This is a genomic window from Streptomyces sp. NPDC059875 (assembly GCF_042731085.1).
Classification (GTDB): domain Bacteria; phylum Actinomycetota; class Actinomycetes; order Streptomycetales; family Streptomycetaceae; genus Streptomyces.
In genome coordinates this window covers 56,609-74,544 of record NZ_JBHWJZ010000014.1, presented here as the reverse complement: position 1 = coordinate 74,544, position 17,936 = coordinate 56,609, and the positions used below count along the sequence as shown (strand labels likewise).

The following is a 17,936-nucleotide window of genomic DNA, read 5'->3' as shown; positions in this document are numbered from 1 at the left end:
CTGGATCAGCCCGCCGGCCGTACCGCGACCGCGTCGATCTCGAAGAGCATCCCGGGCAGCGCCAGGGACGCGACCCCGCTGAGCGTCTGCGCGGGCAGCCGGTCGCCGAAGGCGCCGTGCAGGGCCTTGCCGAGGACCTCCAGCTTCGCGAGGTCGTGGTCGACGATGTACGAGCCGAGGCGTACGACGTGCTCGAAGCCGAGCCCCACGCCCTCCAGCGCGAGCCGGAGGTTGGTGAACGACAACTCGACCTGGGCGGCGAAGTCCCCGGGGACGGGGGCGCCGGTCGGGTCGGAGGCGTACTGGCCGCCGATGAAGACGAGTTCGCCGGGGGCGGAGGCGGCGTGGCTGTAGCCGAAGGGGGACGGGTCGTGGAGGGTGTCGGGGTTGGTGAGGGTGCGCTGGTCGGTGCTGGTCATGCCGGGTGTGTCCTTCCGGGGAGTACGGCCGCCGGGCAGGCGGCCAGGGTGAGCGCGGCGCCCGTGAGGAGCACCGCGGTGAGCGTGGTCGCGTCGACGAGCAGCCCGCCGAGGAGGGCGCCGAGCGCGATCGAGAGGCAGAAGACGCTGACGTAGAGGCCGGTCGCCGTCTCCACGTCCTCGGGCGCGGCGGCCATGAACCAGGACTGCAGCCCGACGGAGACGCCGCCGTAGGCGAGCCCCCACAGGAGCAGCAGCCCGGCGCCGACCGGGGTCGTACCGCCGACGAGGGCGAACGCGAGGAGCGTGGCGGTCAGGGCGGCCGCGATGACGGCGAGGGTACGACGGGGGGAGCGGCCGGCCGCGGGTCCGGCGAGGAAGTTCCCCGCCACGCCCGCGAGTCCGTACCCGAGGAGGAGCACGCCGAGGAGTCCCTCGGGCACGTGGGCGTGCTCGGCGAGGACGGGCCGTACGAAGGAGTACACGAGGAAGTGGCCGGTCACGAGGAGGAGGGTGAGGAGCAGCCCGGTACGGACGCGCGCGTGGGAGCGCGGCAGCCGCAGCAGATCCGCGAGCCCGGCGCCAAGTCCCGTACCGGGTCCGGGAACACCACGCGTGCCCGTACCCCGTCCGGCAACACGGTCGGTGCCCCCATCGGGTCCACGAGCGCCCCGAGACCCCGGCAGGCGCTGCAGCAGCGTCGCGAGACCGATCGTCGCCAGCACCGCCATCACCCCCACTCCCCCGAACGCCCCTCGCCAGCCGGTCCATTCCGCCGCCGTGGTGGCCGCCGGGACGCCGAGCACGGAGGCGGCCGAGACCCCGCCGAAGATCACGGCGGTGGCCCGCCCCACGTCGGCGGCGGGGACGAGCCGGGGCGCCAGGCCGCCCGCGAGGGCCCAGAAGCCGCCGATGGCGACGCCGAGCAGGACCCGGGCGCCGAGGACCACCGCGAAGTGCCCCGTGGCCGCGGTGACCAGGTTCGCGGCGGCCACCAGGGCCATCAGGAGGACGAGGACCGTGCGCCGGTCGGCCCCGGCTGCCCGGAGCGCGATCAGCGGGGCGGAGACGGCGGCCACGAGGCCGGGGACGGTCACCATCAGGCCCGCCGTACCGGCGGACACCTTCAGCTCGGCCGCGACCGGGGTGAGCAGACCGACCGGCAGCAGCTCCGCCGTCATCACGGTGAAGATGCCGAGCGTGACCGCCCCGACCCGGGCCCACTCGCCTCTCCGGCGACACTCAACCTGGACATCTAACATCCAGAATCACCTCCTTGAGAAGCCCTCCCGACCGGGACGGCGAGTCGTACGAGAGCTCAGGCGTTGGCGAACCAGCGACGGATCCGGTCCGGGGCCGCGGGCGCCTGGCGCTCCGCCTGCTCCCGTACGTCGTCCAGGGTCCGGGCCGCCAGCTCCCGCCGCCAGGCCAGCTCCGCCGCGCCCATCGCGCCCGCGATCGCACACTCGGCGCCGTGGCTCCCGGCCGGTCCGGCACCGGGCCCCTGCTGCCGGATCTCGGCGCACCGGAACGCCTGCTCCGGGCCCTCGATCGCCGTGACGACGTCCATGAGGGTGATCCGGTCGAGCGGTCGCGCCAGCCGGAAGCCGCCCTTGGGTCCGGAGACCGAGCTGACGATGCCGGCCCGGGAGAGGGCCTGGAGCTGCTTGTTGAGGTAGGCGGCCGGGAGCTCGTGGTACGCCGCGAGCCGGGCTGCCGTCACCGCTCGCTCCGACCCGATCCAGGCCAGGTTGAGGCAGCTGTGCAGCGCCCATTCGACGCCCTCGTTCATCCTCATGTCCTGGATATTAGATGTCCAGGATCAGCCGGGCAACCCGTTTCCGCCGGGCCCGGCCTCCGCGAGCTCCGCGAGCCGCGCGAGCGCCGCCTCCAGAACCCGTGGCGGCGGCGACGCCAGGCCGATCCTGACCGCGTCCGCCGCCCCACCGCCCCCGCCCCCGGGTCCACGCCCGGGTCCGGACCCGCCCCCGCGCCCGCTCACCGCGAAAGCCGTGCCCGGGGTCAGCGCGATGCCCCGCTCCGCCGCCGCGGCCACGAAGGTCTCCGCCCGCCACGGCGCCGGCAGCTCCCACCAGCAGTAGTACGCGTGCGGCGAGGTCCGGATCGCGTACGCCCCGACGTGCCGCCGCACCAGCGCGTGCCGGGCCGCCGCGTCCGCGCGCTTGGCCGCGACGACCTCCGCCACCGTCCCGTCCGCCGCCCACCGGGTCGCCGCCGCGAGCGCCAGGCCGCCCGCCGTCCACGCACCGGAGCGCAGCGCCCGCGCGAGGTCGTCCACCCGGCCCTCCGGAGCGACGAGATGGCCGACGGTCAGGCCGGGCGAGAGCCGCTTGGACAGACTGTCCACGAGCACCACCCGCTCCGGGGCGTGGGCGGCGAGCGGCTCCGGGGCGTCCGGCACCAGGAACGCCCAGGTGGTGTCCTCGATCGCGAACAGCTCCGACTCCCGCAGGACGGCTGCCAGTTCGGCCCGTCGCCGCGAACTCGCCGTCAGCGACAGCGGATTGTGCAGAGTCGGCTGGACGTACACGGCCGCGAGCGGACCCGCCCGGTGGGCCGCCGCCAGCGCGTCGGGCCGCATCCCCTCCTCGTCGATCCCGATCGGCACGAGCCGTACCCCGAGCCGCTCCGCCACCGCCTTGACCAGCGGATACGTCAGCGCCTCGACACCCAGCGCACCGCCCGGCGGTACCAGAGCGGAGACCGCCGCCGCGATGGCCTGGCGGCCGTTGCCCGCGAAGAGCACCCGGTCGGGGTCCGGCTCCCAGCCCGCCCGCGCCAGGATCCGGACCGCCGCGGACCGCGCCTCCGGCGTTCCCGCGGCCGCCGCCGGACGCACCGTCGCCTCGGCCAGCACATCGGAGCGGGCGAGCGACCCGAGCGCCCGCGCCATCAGCTCCGCCTGCCCCTCCACCGACGGGTAGTTGAGCTGGAGATCGACCGGTGCCAGGCCCGTCGCCTCGGCGAGCGCGAGCGCCGGACCGGGCGGCGGCGGAGCCGCCCGGACGAACGTGCCGCGCCCCACCTCGCCGACGACCAGGCCGCGGCGGGCCAGCTCCCCGTAGACGCGGATCGCGGTGGAGTTGGCGATCCGGTGGCGGCGAGCGAAGAGCCGTTGCGGAGGCAGCCGGTCGCCGGGGCGCAGCCGCCCGTCCGCGATCCGCTCCGCGACCCGGTCGGCGATCCTGCGGTACTCGTCCATGACCCCCCTCACCCCTCGACATTGCACCGAGAGCAAAGGATCTCATTGCACCGAGAAGTGGAGCCTGCCTAGCCTCTGACCATGCCTTCCGCAGAGATCAACGGACTCACGACCGGCTACGAAGACCAGGGCACGGGCCCCGCGCTCGTCCTGGTCCACGGCCACCCCTTCGACCGCACCATGTGGCAGCCCCAGATCGACCGCTTCTCGGCCACGCACCGCGTCGTCGCCCCCGACCTGCGCGGCTACGGGACGACCACCGTCGTCCCCGGCACCACCCCGCTCTCCGCCTTCGCCGGCGACCTCGCCGCGCTCCTCGACCACCTCGGCATCGAGGAGTTCGTCCTGGGCGGGCTCTCCATGGGCGGCCAGATCGTCATGGAGTGCCACCGCCTCTTCCCCGACCGGATCCGCGGGCTGGTCCTCGCCGACACGTTCCCCGCCGCCGAGACCGAGGAGGGGAAGGCCGGCCGGCGCGCGCTCGCCGACCGGCTGGTCCACGAGGGCATGAAGGGGTACGCCGACGAGGTGCTCGACCGGATGGTCGCCCCGTACAACACCCACGCCGCACCCCACGTCCACCGGATGATGTGCGCCACCGACCCCGAGGGCGCGGCGGCGGCCCTGCGCGGCCGGGCCGAGCGCCCCGACTACCGGGCGCTGCTCACCACCGTCTCCGTCCCCGCCCTGGTGGTCGTCGGCCGCGACGACACGTACACCCCGGTGGCGGACGCGGAGGCGATGCACGCGCTGCTTCCCGACTCCACGCTCGTGGTCGTCGAACGGGCCGCGCACATGCCGAACCTGGAGCGGCCGGAGGAGTTCGACGCGGCGCTCGGGGCCTTCCTCGACTCACTCGTTCGGCCCAGCTGAACAAGCCGCTCCCGGGACGGCGCCCGGACGATGTGCCCATGAGCCAGAACACCGCACCCCGCCGGCCCAGCACCGGTTCAGGCGCGGCCTGGGCCTCCGGTGGCACCCTCTTCGCGGGCGTCCTGATGCTGGTCATCGGCATCTTGGACGTCCTCCAGGGCATCGCCGCGATCGCCAAGGACGACGTCTACACCCGTGTCGGCGACTACGTCTTCAAGTTCGACCTGACCAGCTGGGGCTGGATCCACCTCATCCTCGGCATCCTCGTCGCCGTCTCCGGCGCCGGCATCCTCAAGGGATCCGAGTGGGGGCGGATGGGCGGCATCGTCCTGGCCTCCCTGAACGTCATCGCCCAGTTCCTCTTCCTGCCGTACCAGCCGTGGTGGGCGCTGTTCTCCATGGCCGTCTCGATCTTCGTGATCTGGGCGCTGGCCACGGACGAGACCTCCTTCGGGAAGGACAGGGTGTGACCCGCATCCGCATGCGCGCCCTCGCCGCCACCGCCGCCGCCCTCCTCGCCCTGACGGTCACCGGCTGCACCGAGGAGGACCAGCAGAAGGCCGAGGACATCGTCTCCTCGGCCACGGCGGCCGTCGCCTCGGCCGCGCAGGAGAAGATGAACCAGGTCAAGGACGGGGTGAACGCCACCGGCGACGTGAAGGCCGGGCCGACGAAGGCCGACGGCGACCGGACCGTCGCCGAGATCACGGCCACCAACCCCCAGGACAAGAACGCCGACTACACGATCATGGTCAACTTCCGTGACAGCGACGGCAATCTGCTCGACGCGGTGGTCCTGAACATCGACGGCGTCGAGCCGGGGAAGTCCAAGACCGGGACGGCGCGCAGCAATCGCACGCTCTCGGGGAGCATCACCGCGGAGATCGCGCAGGCCCTGCGACACTGACGGCGTGGACCCCGTCCGTACCGCAGCCGCGCCCGCGCCCACGCCGCCGCCCGTCGTACGGCCCAGGCATCGTCCCGCCGCCTGGGCCGCCGGGCTGCTGGTCGCCGTACCGAGCCTGGTCACCGGCTGCCGGCTCCTCGACATCGACGCGTTCACCCCCGTACCGCAGTTGCTGTCCTTCCTGCCCTGGCTCGCCCTCCCGGCCGGTCTCGCGCTGCTGCTCGCCCTCGCCGCCCGGCGCCGGCTGCTGGCCGGCTGGGCGGCGCTCGTCGTGGCGGTGACCGCCTGGTTCGTCCTGCCGTACGGCCCGGACGCGACCAGCGCGCGCGGGCCCGTCGTCGAACGGCTCCGGGTGCTCACCGCCAACGTCGAGTTCGGCCAGGCCACCGAGGCCCTGACCGGGGCCGTACGCCGGGAGCGGCCGCAGCTCGTGTACGTCTCCGAGTGCGACCGCGCCTGTGTCCGTACCCTCGCCGCCGCCCTGGCCACGAGCCACCCGCACCGGGCCGTCGTGGACGGCGAGGGCTCGACGGGCTCGGTGATCCTGAGCGCGTACCCGCTGACCGCGCAGCCCCCGATCCCGGCCGCGATGGGGATGCCCGGCGCCACCGCGCGGATCGGCGGCCGGACCGTACAGCTCCGGCTCGCGCACCCGCTGCCGCCGATCCCGCGCCAGGTCGAGCTGTGGAAGCGCGAGCTGGGGCGGGTGGCGGACTTCGCCGCCGCGCACCGCGACGACGGCCCGGTCCTCCTGGCCGGGGACTTCAACGCCTCGCAGGACCACGCCGCCTTCCGCTCGCTCCTCGACGCCGGCCGACTCCACGACACCGCCCGGCTCGCGGGCGCGGCCCGGACGCCGACGTGGCCGCGGGAGGCGCGGCTGCCGCCGTACGTCCAGATCGACCATGTGCTGGTCAGCGACGACTTCCGGGTGCGCGAGGTGCGGTTCCTCGACCTGGCGGGGACGGACCACCGGGCCGTGCTCGCCGAGCTCGACCTGCACGCGGGCCGCTGATCGGCCACGCTGGAATACATGGAGCACATGTACGACGACGAGCAGATCCTGGCGAACATCGGCGCCCTCGTCGAGGAGGAACGGGCCCTGCGGCAGCGGGTCGGCGGACTGCTCGCGGAGGAGCGGACCCGGCTCGCCGAGCTGGAGGTGCAACTGGACCAGTGCTGGGACCTGTTGCGCCAGCGGCGCGCGAAGGAGGAGTACGGCGAGGACCCGGACACGGCAGCGGTCCGCCCGGCAGCGGAGGTAGAGGGCTACCGCAGCTAGAGCCTGTCCGGCCGATCAGGGTCGGCCCCGGCCATGATCCGCCGGACAGGCCCTAGCCGCCCCCACTGTCGTGGGCACGTAGTTTTGTCCCATGGCGCGCACCCCCCGGCTCTCCCCGCCCCCCTGGCTCACCGCCGGGCTTCGCCCGGCGCCCGCGCCGATTCCGTGGGCCGCCGTCGTCCGCGCCTCCGTCGCGCTCGCCGCGCCACTCGCCGTCGGCCTCGCCGTCGACGAGCCCGTCTACGGGGCCCTGGTCTCCATGGGTGCCCTTTCCGGCGTCATCGGCGACACCGCCGACGCGTACCGGATGCGGTTCTACAACATCGCCGTCCCCCAGCTCTTCGGCGCGCTCGGCGTCACCCTCGGCAGCCTCGTCTTCGGCCAGGGCTGGCTCGCCGTCATCGTCCTCACCCTGGTCGCGCTCGTCTCCGGGATGATCTCGTCCATCGGCGCCGTCGCCTCCGTCTCCGGCCTGCTGCTGCTCCTCAACGCCGTCGTCGGCGCCGGCCTCCCCATGCCCGAGCCGTGGTGGAAGCCGGCCCTCCTGCTCACCCTCGGCGGAGCCGTCGTCCTCGTCCTGACCCTGCTCGGCTGGCCCTGGCGCCGCGGCGTCCCGGAGCGGGCGGCCGTGGCCGGCACCTACCGGACCCTCGCCGACCTCCTCGAAGCCGCCGGCACGGACGCGTACGACGAGAAGCGCCAGGCCGTCACCACCTCCCTCAACCAGTCCTACGACCTCGTCCTCGCCCGCCGCACCCGCGTACACGGCCGCGCCCCCGCCCTCGTCCGGCTGCTCGCCCAGCTGAACGTGGTGATCCCGCTGGTCGAGGCCGCCCCGGCCGCGCACTTCGCGGCGCGGCGCTTCCACCGGCCGCTGCCCGCCGAGATCCCCGCGGCCGTGCGCGAGCTGGCCGACGCGATCGAGGAAGGCCGCACGGGCACCCCCGTACTGGACCTCCCCGAGGCCACGCGCCCGTCCGAGAAGGCCGTCGACCAGGCCCTGCGCCACGCCGCGACCGTCGTCCACAAGGCGGAGCCGAACCCCTACAACGTCGACGACCGGCTCGGCCGCCCCGCCGCCCTGCGCGTCCGGGTCCGCCGCACGGCCCGCGCCGTGCTGTTCTCCGAGGCGTCCTGGCGCTATGGACTACGCCTCGCCCTCTGCATCGGCCTCGCCCAGGCGCTGGTCTCGCTCATCGACGTACCCCGCTCCTACTGGGTCGCCCTCACCGTCACCTTCGTGCTGAAGCCGGACTTCGGCTCCGTCTTCTCCCGGGCCGTGCTGCGCGCGCTCGGCACCGCGGCCGGGCTCGTCGTCGCCGCGCTGGTCCTCTCGGAGGTGCCGCGCGGATGGTGGGACGTGCCGGTGATGCTGGTGCTCGCCGGGCTGATCCCCGCCTTCTCCGCGAAGGGGTACGCCTTCCAGACCGCGGCGATCACCCCCGTCATCCTGCTGCTCTCCGACCTCCTCAACCGCCAGGGCTTCGACCTGGTGCTGCCGCGGCTGTACGACTCGCTCATCGGCTGCGGGATCACCCTCGTCTTCGGATACCTGCTCTGGCCGGAGTCCTGGCACAGCCGGATCGGCGACCGGCTCGCGGACGCCGTCGCCGACTCCGCGGCGTACGTGACGCGGGCGTTCTGCCCGCCCGAGGAGGAGGACCCGGCCGCCCGGGTCCGCGCCCGCCGGGCGCTGTACCGCGACCTGTCGGCCGTACGTTCCGAGTTCCAGCGCGCCCTGACCGAGCCGCCGCCCACCGGCACCGTGGCCTCCGCCTGGTGGCCGCTGGTCGTCGCCGTGGAGCGGATCGTCGACGCGACGACCTCGGCCCGGGTCCGCGTCGACCACGGCGCGCCGGCCCCCGACCCGGCGGAAGTGTCGGCCGTGGACCAGCAGTTGCGGGAACTCGCGGACGGACTGCGCAGCAGCGCCGTCCTGGTGGAGGTACGGGCGGAGCTGAGCGGTGACGAGCAGGGGGTCCTCGCACCGCTGCGGCAGGAGGTGAGTGCGGCCCGGGCCATCGCCACTCCCCGGCGCGAGACGGACTAAACACCCGACGCGGGGCGTACGGAAGCCCTTACCGGCGGTCACTGAACGGAACCCTCCGTACCGCCGTTACCGGAATCCACAGGTGCGACTACGATGCGCTCGATTCACCTTGATCCGTGCTCGTCCCGGCGAACAAGTGACCCGGCGGCACGGTCACTTCGTCCTGCACCACCCCCACGTGCCCCCAAGGACAGGCCATGCGCACCACCACCGGCAGAGGGCTGCAGCCCAACGTCCTCGGGACCTTCGACACGATCGTCATGGCCGTCGCCGGCAGCGCCCCCGCCTACTCGCTGGCCGCCACCACCGCCGTCCTCTTCGGCGCGGTCGGCCTGGCCGGACCTGCGGCGCTGCTCTACTGCGCGATACCGATGCTCGGCATCGTCCTCGCCTACGCCCGCCTCGGCCGGATCGACGTCAACGCGGGCGCCGGGTACTCCTGGGTGGGTCGCACCCTCCACCCCTTCCTCGGCTTCCTCTCCGGCTGGGCCCTCGTCGTCTCCGCGACCGTCTTCATGGTCGCCGGCTCGCTGCCCGCCGGCGCGATGACGCTCTCGCTGATCGACCCGGACCTCGCCGACAACACCCCGCTCGCCGCCGCCGTCGGCGCCGGCTGGTTCCTGATGATGCTGCTCGTGGTCCTGGGCGGCGCCCGGCTCACCGTGCGGGCCCAACTCCTCATGTCGGGCGTCGAGATGCTGATCCTCGTCGTCTTCGTCCTGGCCGCCGTCCTGCACCGCGGGCACGCCACCGCCTTCGACTGGTCCTGGTTCGGCTTCGACCACTTCGACGGCGCGACCGGCTTCGCCTCGGGCGCGCTGATCGCCGCGTTCTACTACTGGGGCTGGGACGTCACCAGCAACCTCAGCGAGGAGACCCGCGACAGCCGCCGCACCGCCGGGCGCGCCGCCCTCGTCGGCGTCGGCGTCGTCTTCCTGCTCTTCGAGGCGTTCACGGTCGCCGTCAACGTGCTGCTGAGCGCGGGGCGGATCGAGTCCGCAGGGGCGAACGTGCTGGCCGTCCTCGGCCAGGAGATCTGGCCGGGCGTCGGCGGCAAGCTGCTGATCCTGGCGGTGCTGCTGTCCACGGTCGCCACCCTGGAGACCACCCTCATCCAGGTGACCCGCTCGCTGTTCGCGATGGGCCGCGACCGCACGATGCCGGCCGCGCTGGGGACCGTGCACCGCCGCTGGAACACCCCGTGGGTGGCGATCGCCGCCGTCGGGGGCGCGGCGCTGCTGATGTTCGCCGCGGCGTCGGCCGCCGGCTCCGTGGGGTCGATCCTCCGCGACGCGGTCTCCGCGATCGGGCTCCTGATCGCGTTCTACTACGGTCTCGCGGGCATCGCCGCGGTCGTCGCCTACAAGGGGATGGTGCTGACCTCCGCACGCAACCTCCTCCTCGGCGGCGTCTGGCCGCTCCTCGGCGCCGCGTTCATGCTGTGGGCGTTCGTCGAGTCACTGGGCGAACTGTCCACGACCGCCCTGGTCATCGGCCTCGGCGGGCTGCTCGCCGGGGTCGTCCCGATGCTCGTGTACTGGCGGAAGGGGAGCGCTTACTACCGTCCCGCGCGACTCGACGCGGCCCGCGCGCTGGCCGCGGCGGAACCGTTCGGACCGACCACGCCCCGCCCCCGCCGCGCGGACGAATCGCTGGCGACGGACTTCTGACCCCGGCTACCTCGCTGCTTCGCACCTCGCTTCCGACTCCTGGCTACTTCGCATCCGAACCCCTGGCTGCTTCGCATCCGGCATCTGGCTACTGAGGGAGGACCTGGATGGCCGCTCTCCGCCGACCGTCCCGCTCGGCCCGCTCGGCACGCTTCACGCCCGACCTCGACCCGGACTTCGGGGACCGCGCGCTCACCGCGGCGCGCCACGACATGGTCATCGGCCGCTGGCAGGGCGTACGGGATCTGCTGCGGGCGACCGGCGAGGACTGGGCCCGTCGGACGCACCGGCTGCGGCTCCTCGCGCACGCCGCCGCGGGCAGCTCCACGGTCGAGGCCTGGCGGGCGTCCGAGCCCGACAGTCCGGACGCGGCGGTGCTGCGGGCGGCGACCGAGGTGGTCCGGATCTTCGACACGGCCATCGCGGCCGGGCGGGGCGCCACCGTGGACCGGGGGCGGCTGGACGCGACCGTCGACGCCTGCCTCGGCGCGGCGCAGGCGGCGCCCGCCGACCCGATGCCGTGGGTCTCGCTGCTGTCGGTGGCCCGGCTCTACGAGGGCGGGGTGCAGCGCCGCGAACTGCGGCAGTGGTTCGACGAGTTGCGGCGGCGGGACCCGTACAACACCGAGGGGCACGCGCAGCTGCTGCGCTACTGGTCGGCGCGGTGGCACGGCACGCACGGCGCGATGTACGACTTCGCCCGGGACGCGGCGGGGGTGGCTCCACCGGGGTCCCCGCTGCCGATCCTGGTCCAGGTGGCCCGGGTGGAGGAGTACCGCTACATCGCGGACGGGGCGCTCGGGCGGGGCCCGGTGCGCGGCTTCGACCAGCACTGGAAGCACGAGCTCGCGGTGACGGAGCTGCGCCGGACGCACGCCCGCTGGATCGGCGGCCGGGAGCCGGGCCGCCCGGTGGCCCCGGAGGAGGTGCCGGACCTCAACTACCTGGCGCACGCGGCGTGTTACGCGGGCCAGGTGGAGGTGGCGCGGGAGGTGCTCGGGATGCTGGGGACGCGGGCGTCGTGGGTGCCCTGGTCGTACACCGGGGATCCGGAGGAGCAGTTCGTACGGTTCAGGGAGGGCCTGGGGGTGGTGTGAGGGGCGGTGCCACGCCCCCCACACCACGTTTCACTCGGCTCAGACGCCGATGTCGCGGCCGTCCTTGCGCCAGACGGCGACGACGGACGGGCGGACGATCTTGCCCGGGCCGTCGGGCCAGACCGAGGCGGGCTTCTCGACGGACGCGCCGTCGATCTCGCCCGGGTGCTGCACCGCGACGATGACGCGGCGGTCCTGGATGATCGGGCCGCAGGTCTCGGCGCCCTTCGGGACCGTCAGGAACTGCTTGAGCTCACCGCGCCGCTCGCCCTGCGTCGCGACACCGAACAGGCCGTCGTGCGAGCCGAGCTGGTTGCCGTCGGTGGAGATCCACAGGTTGCCGTGCGGGTCGAAGGCGACGTTGTCCGGGCAGGAGATGGGGGAGACCTTCTCCTTGGGGAAGCCGGCGAAGTACGTGGCCGGGTCGTTCGGGTCGCCGGCGACGAGGAAGAGACGCCAGGCGAAACCGTCGGAGGCCGGGTCGTCCCAGTGCTCGGCGAGCTCCAGGATCTGACCGTGCTTGTTGAGGTTGCGCGGGTTGGCCTCGTCGGCGGGGGCGTAACCGGTCTTGCCGCGGTTGGAGTTGTTGGTGAGCGCGACGTAGACGCGGCCGGTGCGGGGGCTCGGCTCGACGTCCTCGGGGCGGTCCATCTTCGTCGCCCCGACCTTGTCACCGGCGAGGCGGGTGAAGACGTACACCTCTTCGGCGGTCATGCCGGGCACGTGGGAGACGTCGCCGGTGGCGAGCGGGATCCACTGGCCGCTGCCGTCGAACTCGCCGTCGCTAGGCAGCTTGCCCGTGCCGTCGATCTCGGCGGGGCTGTCGCCGGTCAGCTTGGCGACGTAGAGCGTGCCCTCGTCGAGGAGGGTGAGGTTGTGCTCGCGGGCGGCCCGGGAGTTCCCCTTCTTCATCCGCTTCGACGAGACGAACTTGTAGAAGTAGTCGAAGCGCTCGTCGTCGCCCATGTAGACGACCGGACGGCCGTCCTCGGTGAGGCGGGGCTGCGCGGCCTCGTGCTTGAAGCGGCCGAGCGCGGTGCGCTTCTTCGGGGTGGAGTCGGGGTCGTACGGGTCGAGCTCGACGACCCAGCCCTGGCGGTGGACCTCGTTGGGCTCCTGCTTGACGTCGAAGCGCTTGTCGAACCGCTCCCACTTGCGCTCGGTGGCGCCGGAGCCGATGCCGTAGCGCTTGTCGGTGGCGCTGGAGCCGTTGGCGAAGTACTGGTTGAAGTTCTCCTCGCCGTGGAGGGTGGTGCCCCACGGGGTGGTGCCGCCGGCGCAGTTGTTGAGGGTGCCGAGGACCTTGCGGCCGGACGGGTCGGCGGAGGTGCGCAGCAGCGCCGAGCCGGCGGCGGGGCCGGTCAGCTCGAACTCGCTGGTGGTGTGGAGGCGGCGGTTGAGGTAGTGGCGGGTGACCGGGGTGAGCTTGCCGGAGCGGTACTCCTCCTCGACCACGACGACGGAGAGACCGTGGGCGGCCCAGGCGATCTCGACCTGCTCGCGGGTCGGGTTCTCGGGGTCGTAGCCCTTGAACATCAGGATCTCGTCGGTGTACTCGTGGTTCGCGACGAGAACCTGGCGGCCGGGCTCGCGGCGGAGCGGGAGAAGGCTCAGGAAGTCGTTGTTGTAACCGAACTGCCCGGCCTGCGCCTTCGCGGTCTGCTTGTCGGCGTCGAAGGCCGGCGCGCCGCGGAGGATCGGCTCGCCCCAGCGGATGACGACGTTCTGCTCGTAGCCGGAGGGCACCGTGACCTTGTCGGCGGTGTTGGGCGCGACGGGCGCGAAGCGCAGACCGCGGGCGCCGTCGACGCGTCCGGGCTGGTGGCCGTGCCCGGCGGCCGGGGCGGCGACGGCCGGGGCGCTGCCCGAACCGACGACGGCGCCACCGGCGGCGGCCGCGACGGTGACGACGGCGGCGGCGCGCATCATCGAACGGCGCGAGTAGGCGCCGGCTATGACGTCACCGACGTACTCGTTGTCGCTGGTGTTGGGCACCTCGTGGAAGCAGGCGTCACCACAGCGGTACCGACAGGTGAGGGCGGAACGGCCGCCTCCGTGCGGGTTGGTGCTCAGCAGCGGCAGCAGTTTGCGCACTTCGTCCTCCTCCGGCGCAGACTGCGCCCCCATGGTCCCGACATGGCGTCGGGAATCCGTCCGGCGGTGACGTTATGTGTACACATCTGCACGGGGGCGGCGCCGGAGTGAACGTCGGATGAATGCGCGGAAACCGGAGGCGGTTTGGGGGCCACTCGGGGTGCCGTCGGCGACACACCCGGGGCCGCTAACCTTACGTGTCCGCCCTGGCCAGGGATGATTCCCCCAGTACGGACATTCATCGCACCCAACTCATGCGAAAGGCCTCGCCCATGGGCATTCGGAGCTTGCTGCGCAAGGTGTTCGGACGCGACCGTGCGGACCAGCACGACGAAACTCCGGCAACCTCCGTCCCGCCCCAGGCGGACCGCGCGACGTCTGAGGACCCCCGACCGGTGACGCTCCCGTCCCCGACCCCGGCGGAGCCGGAGCCCGCGGCGGCGCGCCCGAAGGAGTCGACGGATCCCGCGCCGACCCGCCCGAAGGACTCGACGGATCCCGCGCCGACCCGCCCGAAGGACTCGGCGGCCCAGCGCGCGGCGGACGACCTGGTGGCGGCGGCCTTCGACAACCCGAAGGTCCCGGGCGCGAGGACGGCGGAGCCGTCGGGGAAGGCGGAGGCGTCGGGGCAGGCGGAGGCTGTTGCCGAGCCGACGGCGGCGGTTGCGCCGGCGTCGGTGGAGGCCGGGGCCGAGGCCGGGGAGCCGGCGGCGGTTGCGTCGGCCGAGCCCGAGGCCGAAGCTGCCGAGTCGGAGGCCGGAGAGCCGGAGGCTTCGGCGGCTGCCGAGCCCGAGGCGCCGGCGACGCCGGTTGCGTCCGCCGAGCCCGCGGACGAAGCTGCCGAGGCCGAGCCTGAGGCCGGGGAGCCGGAGGCTTCGGCGGCTGCCGAGCCCGAGGCGTCCGCGACCGAGCCGGAGGCCGAGGACGAGGCCGACGAGCGCGCGACGTCCGCCACCGAGGCCGCGACCGAGCCGGAGGCGCGGGACGCGGCCGACGACGCGGTTACGGAACCGCTGGTGGCCGACACCACCACCGAGGCGCCTGCCGCGCTCGACACCGACGGCGAGCAGGCCACGCCCGCCGACGACGCCAACGCCGAGCCGGAGACCACGCCGGTCGCTGACGCGACCGCCTCCGAGGCCGGCGAGCAGACTGAGACCGCGCCGGAGGCGGAGCTCGCGGACGAGCCGAAGGCATCGGCCGACGCCGACGCGGCCGTCGCGCCGGAGGCGCAGGACGCGCCCGCCACCGCCCCGGAGGGCGAGGCCGCCGTCGAGGCGGAGCCGCAGAACGTACCCGCCGCGGACGCGACCGCACCGGAGGGCGAGACCGCCGCCGTCGAGCCGCAGACCGTTGCCGTCGCGGACGAGCCGGAGGCGCAGGACGCGCCGGCGGGCGACGTCACCGTTGTCGCCGACGAAGCTTCCGAGGCCGAGGCCACGCCCGTGGCGGAGGCGCCCGCCTCCGAGGTCACCGAGCCCGAGGCGCAGGCCGCGCCCATCACGGCCGACCAGCTCACCGCGCTCGTGGCCACGGTCGACGCGGGTGAGCTCGACGCCGAGGCAGAGCCGACGGCCGCAGCCGCGGGCGAGCAGGTCGAGGTGCAGGCACCCGCCGCGTCGGAGCCGGTCGCTGCTGCCGCCGACAGCCCCGCGCCGGAGTCGCAGGACGCGCCCGTCACGGACACCACGGACGCCACCCCCGCCCTCCCCCTCGCCAAGGTCAAGGCCGACGCCCCGTACCTCGTCGAGGCGTACAAGGCCGCCGGGGCCGTGCTCAAGAAGCAGGGGCTCGGTGGGGCACGGGCCGCCGTGTACCTCGTCGTCGACCGGTCCGGGTCGATGCGCGGGTACCTCAAGGACGGCTCCGTGCAGCGCCTCGCCGAGCAGACCGTCGCGCTCGCCGCCCACCTCAGCGACGACGCCGCCGTCACCGCCGTCTTCTTCTCCACCGACATCGACGGCACCGCCGAACTCCGCCCCGAGGGCCTCGAGGGCCGCATCGACGAGATCAACGCGGGCCTCGGCCGCCTCGGCCGTACCAACTACCACCGCGCCGTCGAAGAGGTCCTCGCCCACCACGAGAAGGCCGACCCCACGCGGCCGGCGTTCGTCGTCTTCCAGACCGACGGCGCCCCCGAGTCGAAGACCGCCGCCACCCAGGCCCTCGCCGAGGCCGCCGACCGCCCGATCCACTGGCAGTTCGTGGCCTGGGGCGAGGAGGACAACAAGGCCTTCGACTACCTCCGTAAGCTCACCGCCCCCCGCACCGGCCACTTCCTCGCCGGCGCGACCCCGTCCGAGACGGCGCATCCCGCCTTCTACCGCGGGCTGCTCGCCGACTGGCAGCTCTAGCCAGGGCTCACGGCCTGGTGGTGACCGCCACAACCGTCACCACCGTCACCGTCACCCAGGTGCTCACCGCCTGGTGGTGACCGGAAGGCCAACCGGCACCACCAGGCCTCACCGCCTGGTGGTGACCGGAAGGCCAACCGGCACCACCCAGGCCTCACCGCCTGGTGGTGACCGGAAGGTCCACCGTCACCACCAGGCCCCCGCCCTCCCCCTCCCCCCGCGCCACGGCCCCCACCGTCCCCCCGTGCGCCACCGCGATCGACCGGACGATCGACAGGCCGAGGCCCGCCCCGGGCCCCATCCGGTCGCGTCCCTCCCCCCGCCGGAACGGTTCGAAGAGCCCCGGTACGTCGCCGGCCGCCACCACCGGTCCGGTGTTGACGACGGTCAGCACCCCACCCTCCACGCGCACCTCCACGCGCCCCCCGGGCACGTTGTACGCGACCGCGTTCGCGACGAGGTTCCGTACGAGCTGCCCGAGCAGCACCCGGCTGCCACGTACGACACCGCCCTCACCCGCTACCGCCACCGCCACCGCCACCCCGTACGTCTCGCACTCCTCCTCGACCACGGCCCCCAGCCGCACGTCCTCCCGTGCCTCCAGCCCCCGCTCGCTGCGGGCCAGCACCAGCAACCCCTCGATGAGCCGCTCGCTGCGCCGGTTGGAGTCCAGCAGCACCTGCTTGACCGCATGCGAGTCGTCGAGCCCGACCTGGATCGCGGTGCGCTGCGTGGCGAGCGGAGTCCGCAGCTCGTGCGAGGCGTTCGCGATGAAGCGCCGCTGGCTGTCGAAGGCCGTCTCCAGTCGGCCGAGCAGCGCGTCGATCGTGTCGCCGAGCTCCTTCAGCTCGTCGTCCGGCCCGCCCGCCGCGATCCTCTCGTGCAGGTTCCGCTCCGAGAGCCGCCGCGCCCGCGCGGTCATCTCGTGGACCGGCCGCAGCACCCGCCCGGCGGTCCACCAGCCCACGACGACCGCGCCGAAGGCCATGACGACCAGGGCGAGGCAGGACCACATGAGCCACTGCTCGCCCGCCGCCCGGCTGACGTCGTCGCTCAGCCGGTACGCAGTGACGGTCTCGAACGGCCCCACGACACGTACCCGCGCCGCTATGGCCTCCGCCTCCCCCTCCGTACCGGCCCGGGACAGCAGGTTCACGACCGCCAGCAGGCACCCGCCGAGGACCAGGAACACTCCCCCGTACACGAGTGCGATCCGCGTCCGGATCGTGGACCCGGCGCCGAGCAGACCCGCGCTCACAGCGCGTACCCCACGCCCTGCACGGTACGGATCAACGCGGGCTCGCCGAGCTTCGCGCGCAGCTTGCTCATGCAGACCCGTACCGCGCCCGTGAAGGGGTCGGTGTGCGCGTCCCAGGCCCGTTCCAGGAGCTCTTCGGCGGAGACCGTGGCCCCGTCCGCCTCCAGCAGGACCTGCAGCACGGAGAACTCCTTCGGGGAGAGGTCGAGCGCGCGCCCCTCCCTGGTCACGGTCCGCCGGACGGTGTCCATCCGTACCCCCGCCCGCTCCAGCTGCGGCGGTACGGGACGGGCGCTGCGCCGCCGCAGCGCGCGCACCCGGGACACCAGCTCGGGGAACTCGAAGGGCTTGCCGAGGTAGTCGTCGGCGCCGAGGTCGAGCCCCTCGACCCGGTCCTCCGTCGAAGCGGCCGCGGTGAGCATGAGGATCCGGGTCCTGGCCGCCTTGGCCACGAGCTCGCGCGCCACGTCGTCGCCGTGGACGCGGGGCAGGTCGCGGTCGAGGACGACGACGTCATAGTCGTGCAGGCCCAGGTAGGCGAGGGCGGCGTCGCCGCTGTAGACCGTGTCGACGGCGAAGCCGGCCCTCCGCAGCCCGGTGGCGACGAGCTCCGCGAGGACCTCCTCGTCCTCGGCGACCAGTACGCGCATGCTCTCTTCCTCGCTGCTCGGCACCCGGCTCTTTCTACGCCCCCCAACGTTTCCCGAAC

16 protein-coding genes are annotated in these 17,936 nt (G+C 73.8%); 9 read left to right on the top strand and 7 right to left on the bottom strand.

The annotated features are described in order from the left end of the window. Window positions 1-5: 5 nt before the first annotated feature. Genes ACFV9D_RS18850 through ACFV9D_RS18835 form a run of 4 tightly spaced genes read right to left on the bottom strand, consistent with a single transcriptional unit; the run spans window position 6 to window position 3,642 of the window. Window positions 6-419, bottom strand: coding sequence for a RidA family protein (locus ACFV9D_RS18850; protein WP_385146940.1), 414 nt, complete (start codon window positions 417-419; stop codon window positions 6-8). After that, window positions 416-1,681: an MFS transporter gene (locus ACFV9D_RS18845; RefSeq protein ID WP_385146937.1), complete on the bottom strand. Its 1,266-nt coding sequence runs from the start codon at window positions 1,679-1,681 to the stop codon at window positions 416-418. Before ACFV9D_RS18845 ends, ACFV9D_RS18850 begins: the two co-directional genes overlap by 4 nt. A 56-nt stretch (window positions 1,682-1,737) precedes the next feature. Next, window positions 1,738-2,211 carry an RrF2 family transcriptional regulator gene (locus ACFV9D_RS18840; protein ID WP_385147288.1) on the bottom strand — a complete coding sequence of 158 codons (474 nt, stop codon included), beginning with the start codon at window positions 2,209-2,211 and terminating at the stop codon, window positions 1,738-1,740. A gap of 30 nt (window positions 2,212-2,241) precedes the next feature. Continuing rightward, window positions 2,242-3,642: a PLP-dependent aminotransferase family protein gene (locus ACFV9D_RS18835; RefSeq protein WP_385146934.1), complete on the bottom strand. Its 1,401-nt coding sequence runs from the start codon at window positions 3,640-3,642 to the stop codon at window positions 2,242-2,244. Window positions 3,643-3,723: 81 nt separating this feature from the next. Here ACFV9D_RS18835 and ACFV9D_RS18830 point away from each other — a divergent pair, with 81 nt between their 5' ends. From ACFV9D_RS18830 to ACFV9D_RS18795, 8 genes are all read left to right on the top strand, one after another. Beyond that, window positions 3,724-4,515: an alpha/beta fold hydrolase gene (locus tag ACFV9D_RS18830; protein ID WP_385146931.1), complete on the top strand. Its 792-nt coding sequence runs from the start codon at window positions 3,724-3,726 to the stop codon at window positions 4,513-4,515. Between the two features lie 38 nt (window positions 4,516-4,553). After that, window positions 4,554-4,985, top strand: a complete 432-nt coding sequence (locus tag ACFV9D_RS18825; RefSeq protein WP_385146928.1) for a hypothetical protein — start codon at window positions 4,554-4,556, stop codon at window positions 4,983-4,985. Beyond that, window positions 4,982-5,422 carry a hypothetical protein gene (locus tag ACFV9D_RS18820; RefSeq protein WP_385146925.1) on the top strand — a complete coding sequence of 147 codons (441 nt, stop codon included), beginning with the start codon at window positions 4,982-4,984 and terminating at the stop codon, window positions 5,420-5,422. Before ACFV9D_RS18825 ends, ACFV9D_RS18820 begins: the two co-directional genes overlap by 4 nt. 4 nt (window positions 5,423-5,426) lie before the next feature. Continuing rightward, window positions 5,427-6,437: an endonuclease/exonuclease/phosphatase family protein gene (locus ACFV9D_RS18815; protein ID WP_385146922.1), complete on the top strand. Its 1,011-nt coding sequence runs from the start codon at window positions 5,427-5,429 to the stop codon at window positions 6,435-6,437. 27 nt (window positions 6,438-6,464) lie between these two features. Next, window positions 6,465-6,704 carry a DUF2630 family protein gene (locus ACFV9D_RS18810; RefSeq protein WP_385147285.1) on the top strand — a complete coding sequence of 80 codons (240 nt, stop codon included), beginning with the start codon at window positions 6,465-6,467 and terminating at the stop codon, window positions 6,702-6,704. Window positions 6,705-6,795: 91 nt separating this feature from the next. Then, window positions 6,796-8,754, top strand: coding sequence for an FUSC family protein (locus ACFV9D_RS18805; RefSeq protein ID WP_385146919.1), 1,959 nt, complete (start codon window positions 6,796-6,798; stop codon window positions 8,752-8,754). Window positions 8,755-8,951: 197 nt separating this feature from the next. After that, window positions 8,952-10,424: an APC family permease gene (locus ACFV9D_RS18800; RefSeq protein ID WP_385146916.1), complete on the top strand. Its 1,473-nt coding sequence runs from the start codon at window positions 8,952-8,954 to the stop codon at window positions 10,422-10,424. A gap of 107 nt (window positions 10,425-10,531) precedes the next feature. Beyond that, window positions 10,532-11,521, top strand: a complete 990-nt coding sequence (locus tag ACFV9D_RS18795; protein WP_385146913.1) for a hypothetical protein — start codon at window positions 10,532-10,534, stop codon at window positions 11,519-11,521. A 39-nt stretch (window positions 11,522-11,560) separates the two neighbouring features. On the opposite strand, the gene ACFV9D_RS18790 is transcribed toward ACFV9D_RS18795, so the two are convergent. Continuing rightward, window positions 11,561-13,615: a PhoX family protein gene (locus ACFV9D_RS18790; RefSeq protein ID WP_385146910.1), complete on the bottom strand. Its 2,055-nt coding sequence runs from the start codon at window positions 13,613-13,615 to the stop codon at window positions 11,561-11,563. Window positions 13,616-14,010: 395 nt separating this feature from the next. Here ACFV9D_RS18790 and ACFV9D_RS18785 point away from each other — a divergent pair, with 395 nt between their 5' ends. After that, window positions 14,011-15,969 carry a VWA domain-containing protein gene (locus ACFV9D_RS18785; RefSeq protein ID WP_385146907.1) on the top strand — a complete coding sequence of 653 codons (1,959 nt, stop codon included), beginning with the start codon at window positions 14,011-14,013 and terminating at the stop codon, window positions 15,967-15,969. Window positions 15,970-16,123: 154 nt separating this feature from the next. Here ACFV9D_RS18785 and ACFV9D_RS18780 read toward each other — a convergent pair whose 3' ends face one another. Next, window positions 16,124-17,227: a sensor histidine kinase gene (locus tag ACFV9D_RS18780; RefSeq protein ID WP_385146904.1), complete on the bottom strand. Its 1,104-nt coding sequence runs from the start codon at window positions 17,225-17,227 to the stop codon at window positions 16,124-16,126. Further along, window positions 17,224-17,877 (bottom strand): response regulator transcription factor, encoded by a 654-nt coding sequence (locus ACFV9D_RS18775; RefSeq protein ID WP_385146901.1) that lies wholly within the window; start codon window positions 17,875-17,877, stop codon window positions 17,224-17,226. The genes ACFV9D_RS18780 and ACFV9D_RS18775 overlap by 4 nt, the downstream gene beginning before the upstream one ends. Window positions 17,878-17,936: the final 59 nt, after the last annotated feature.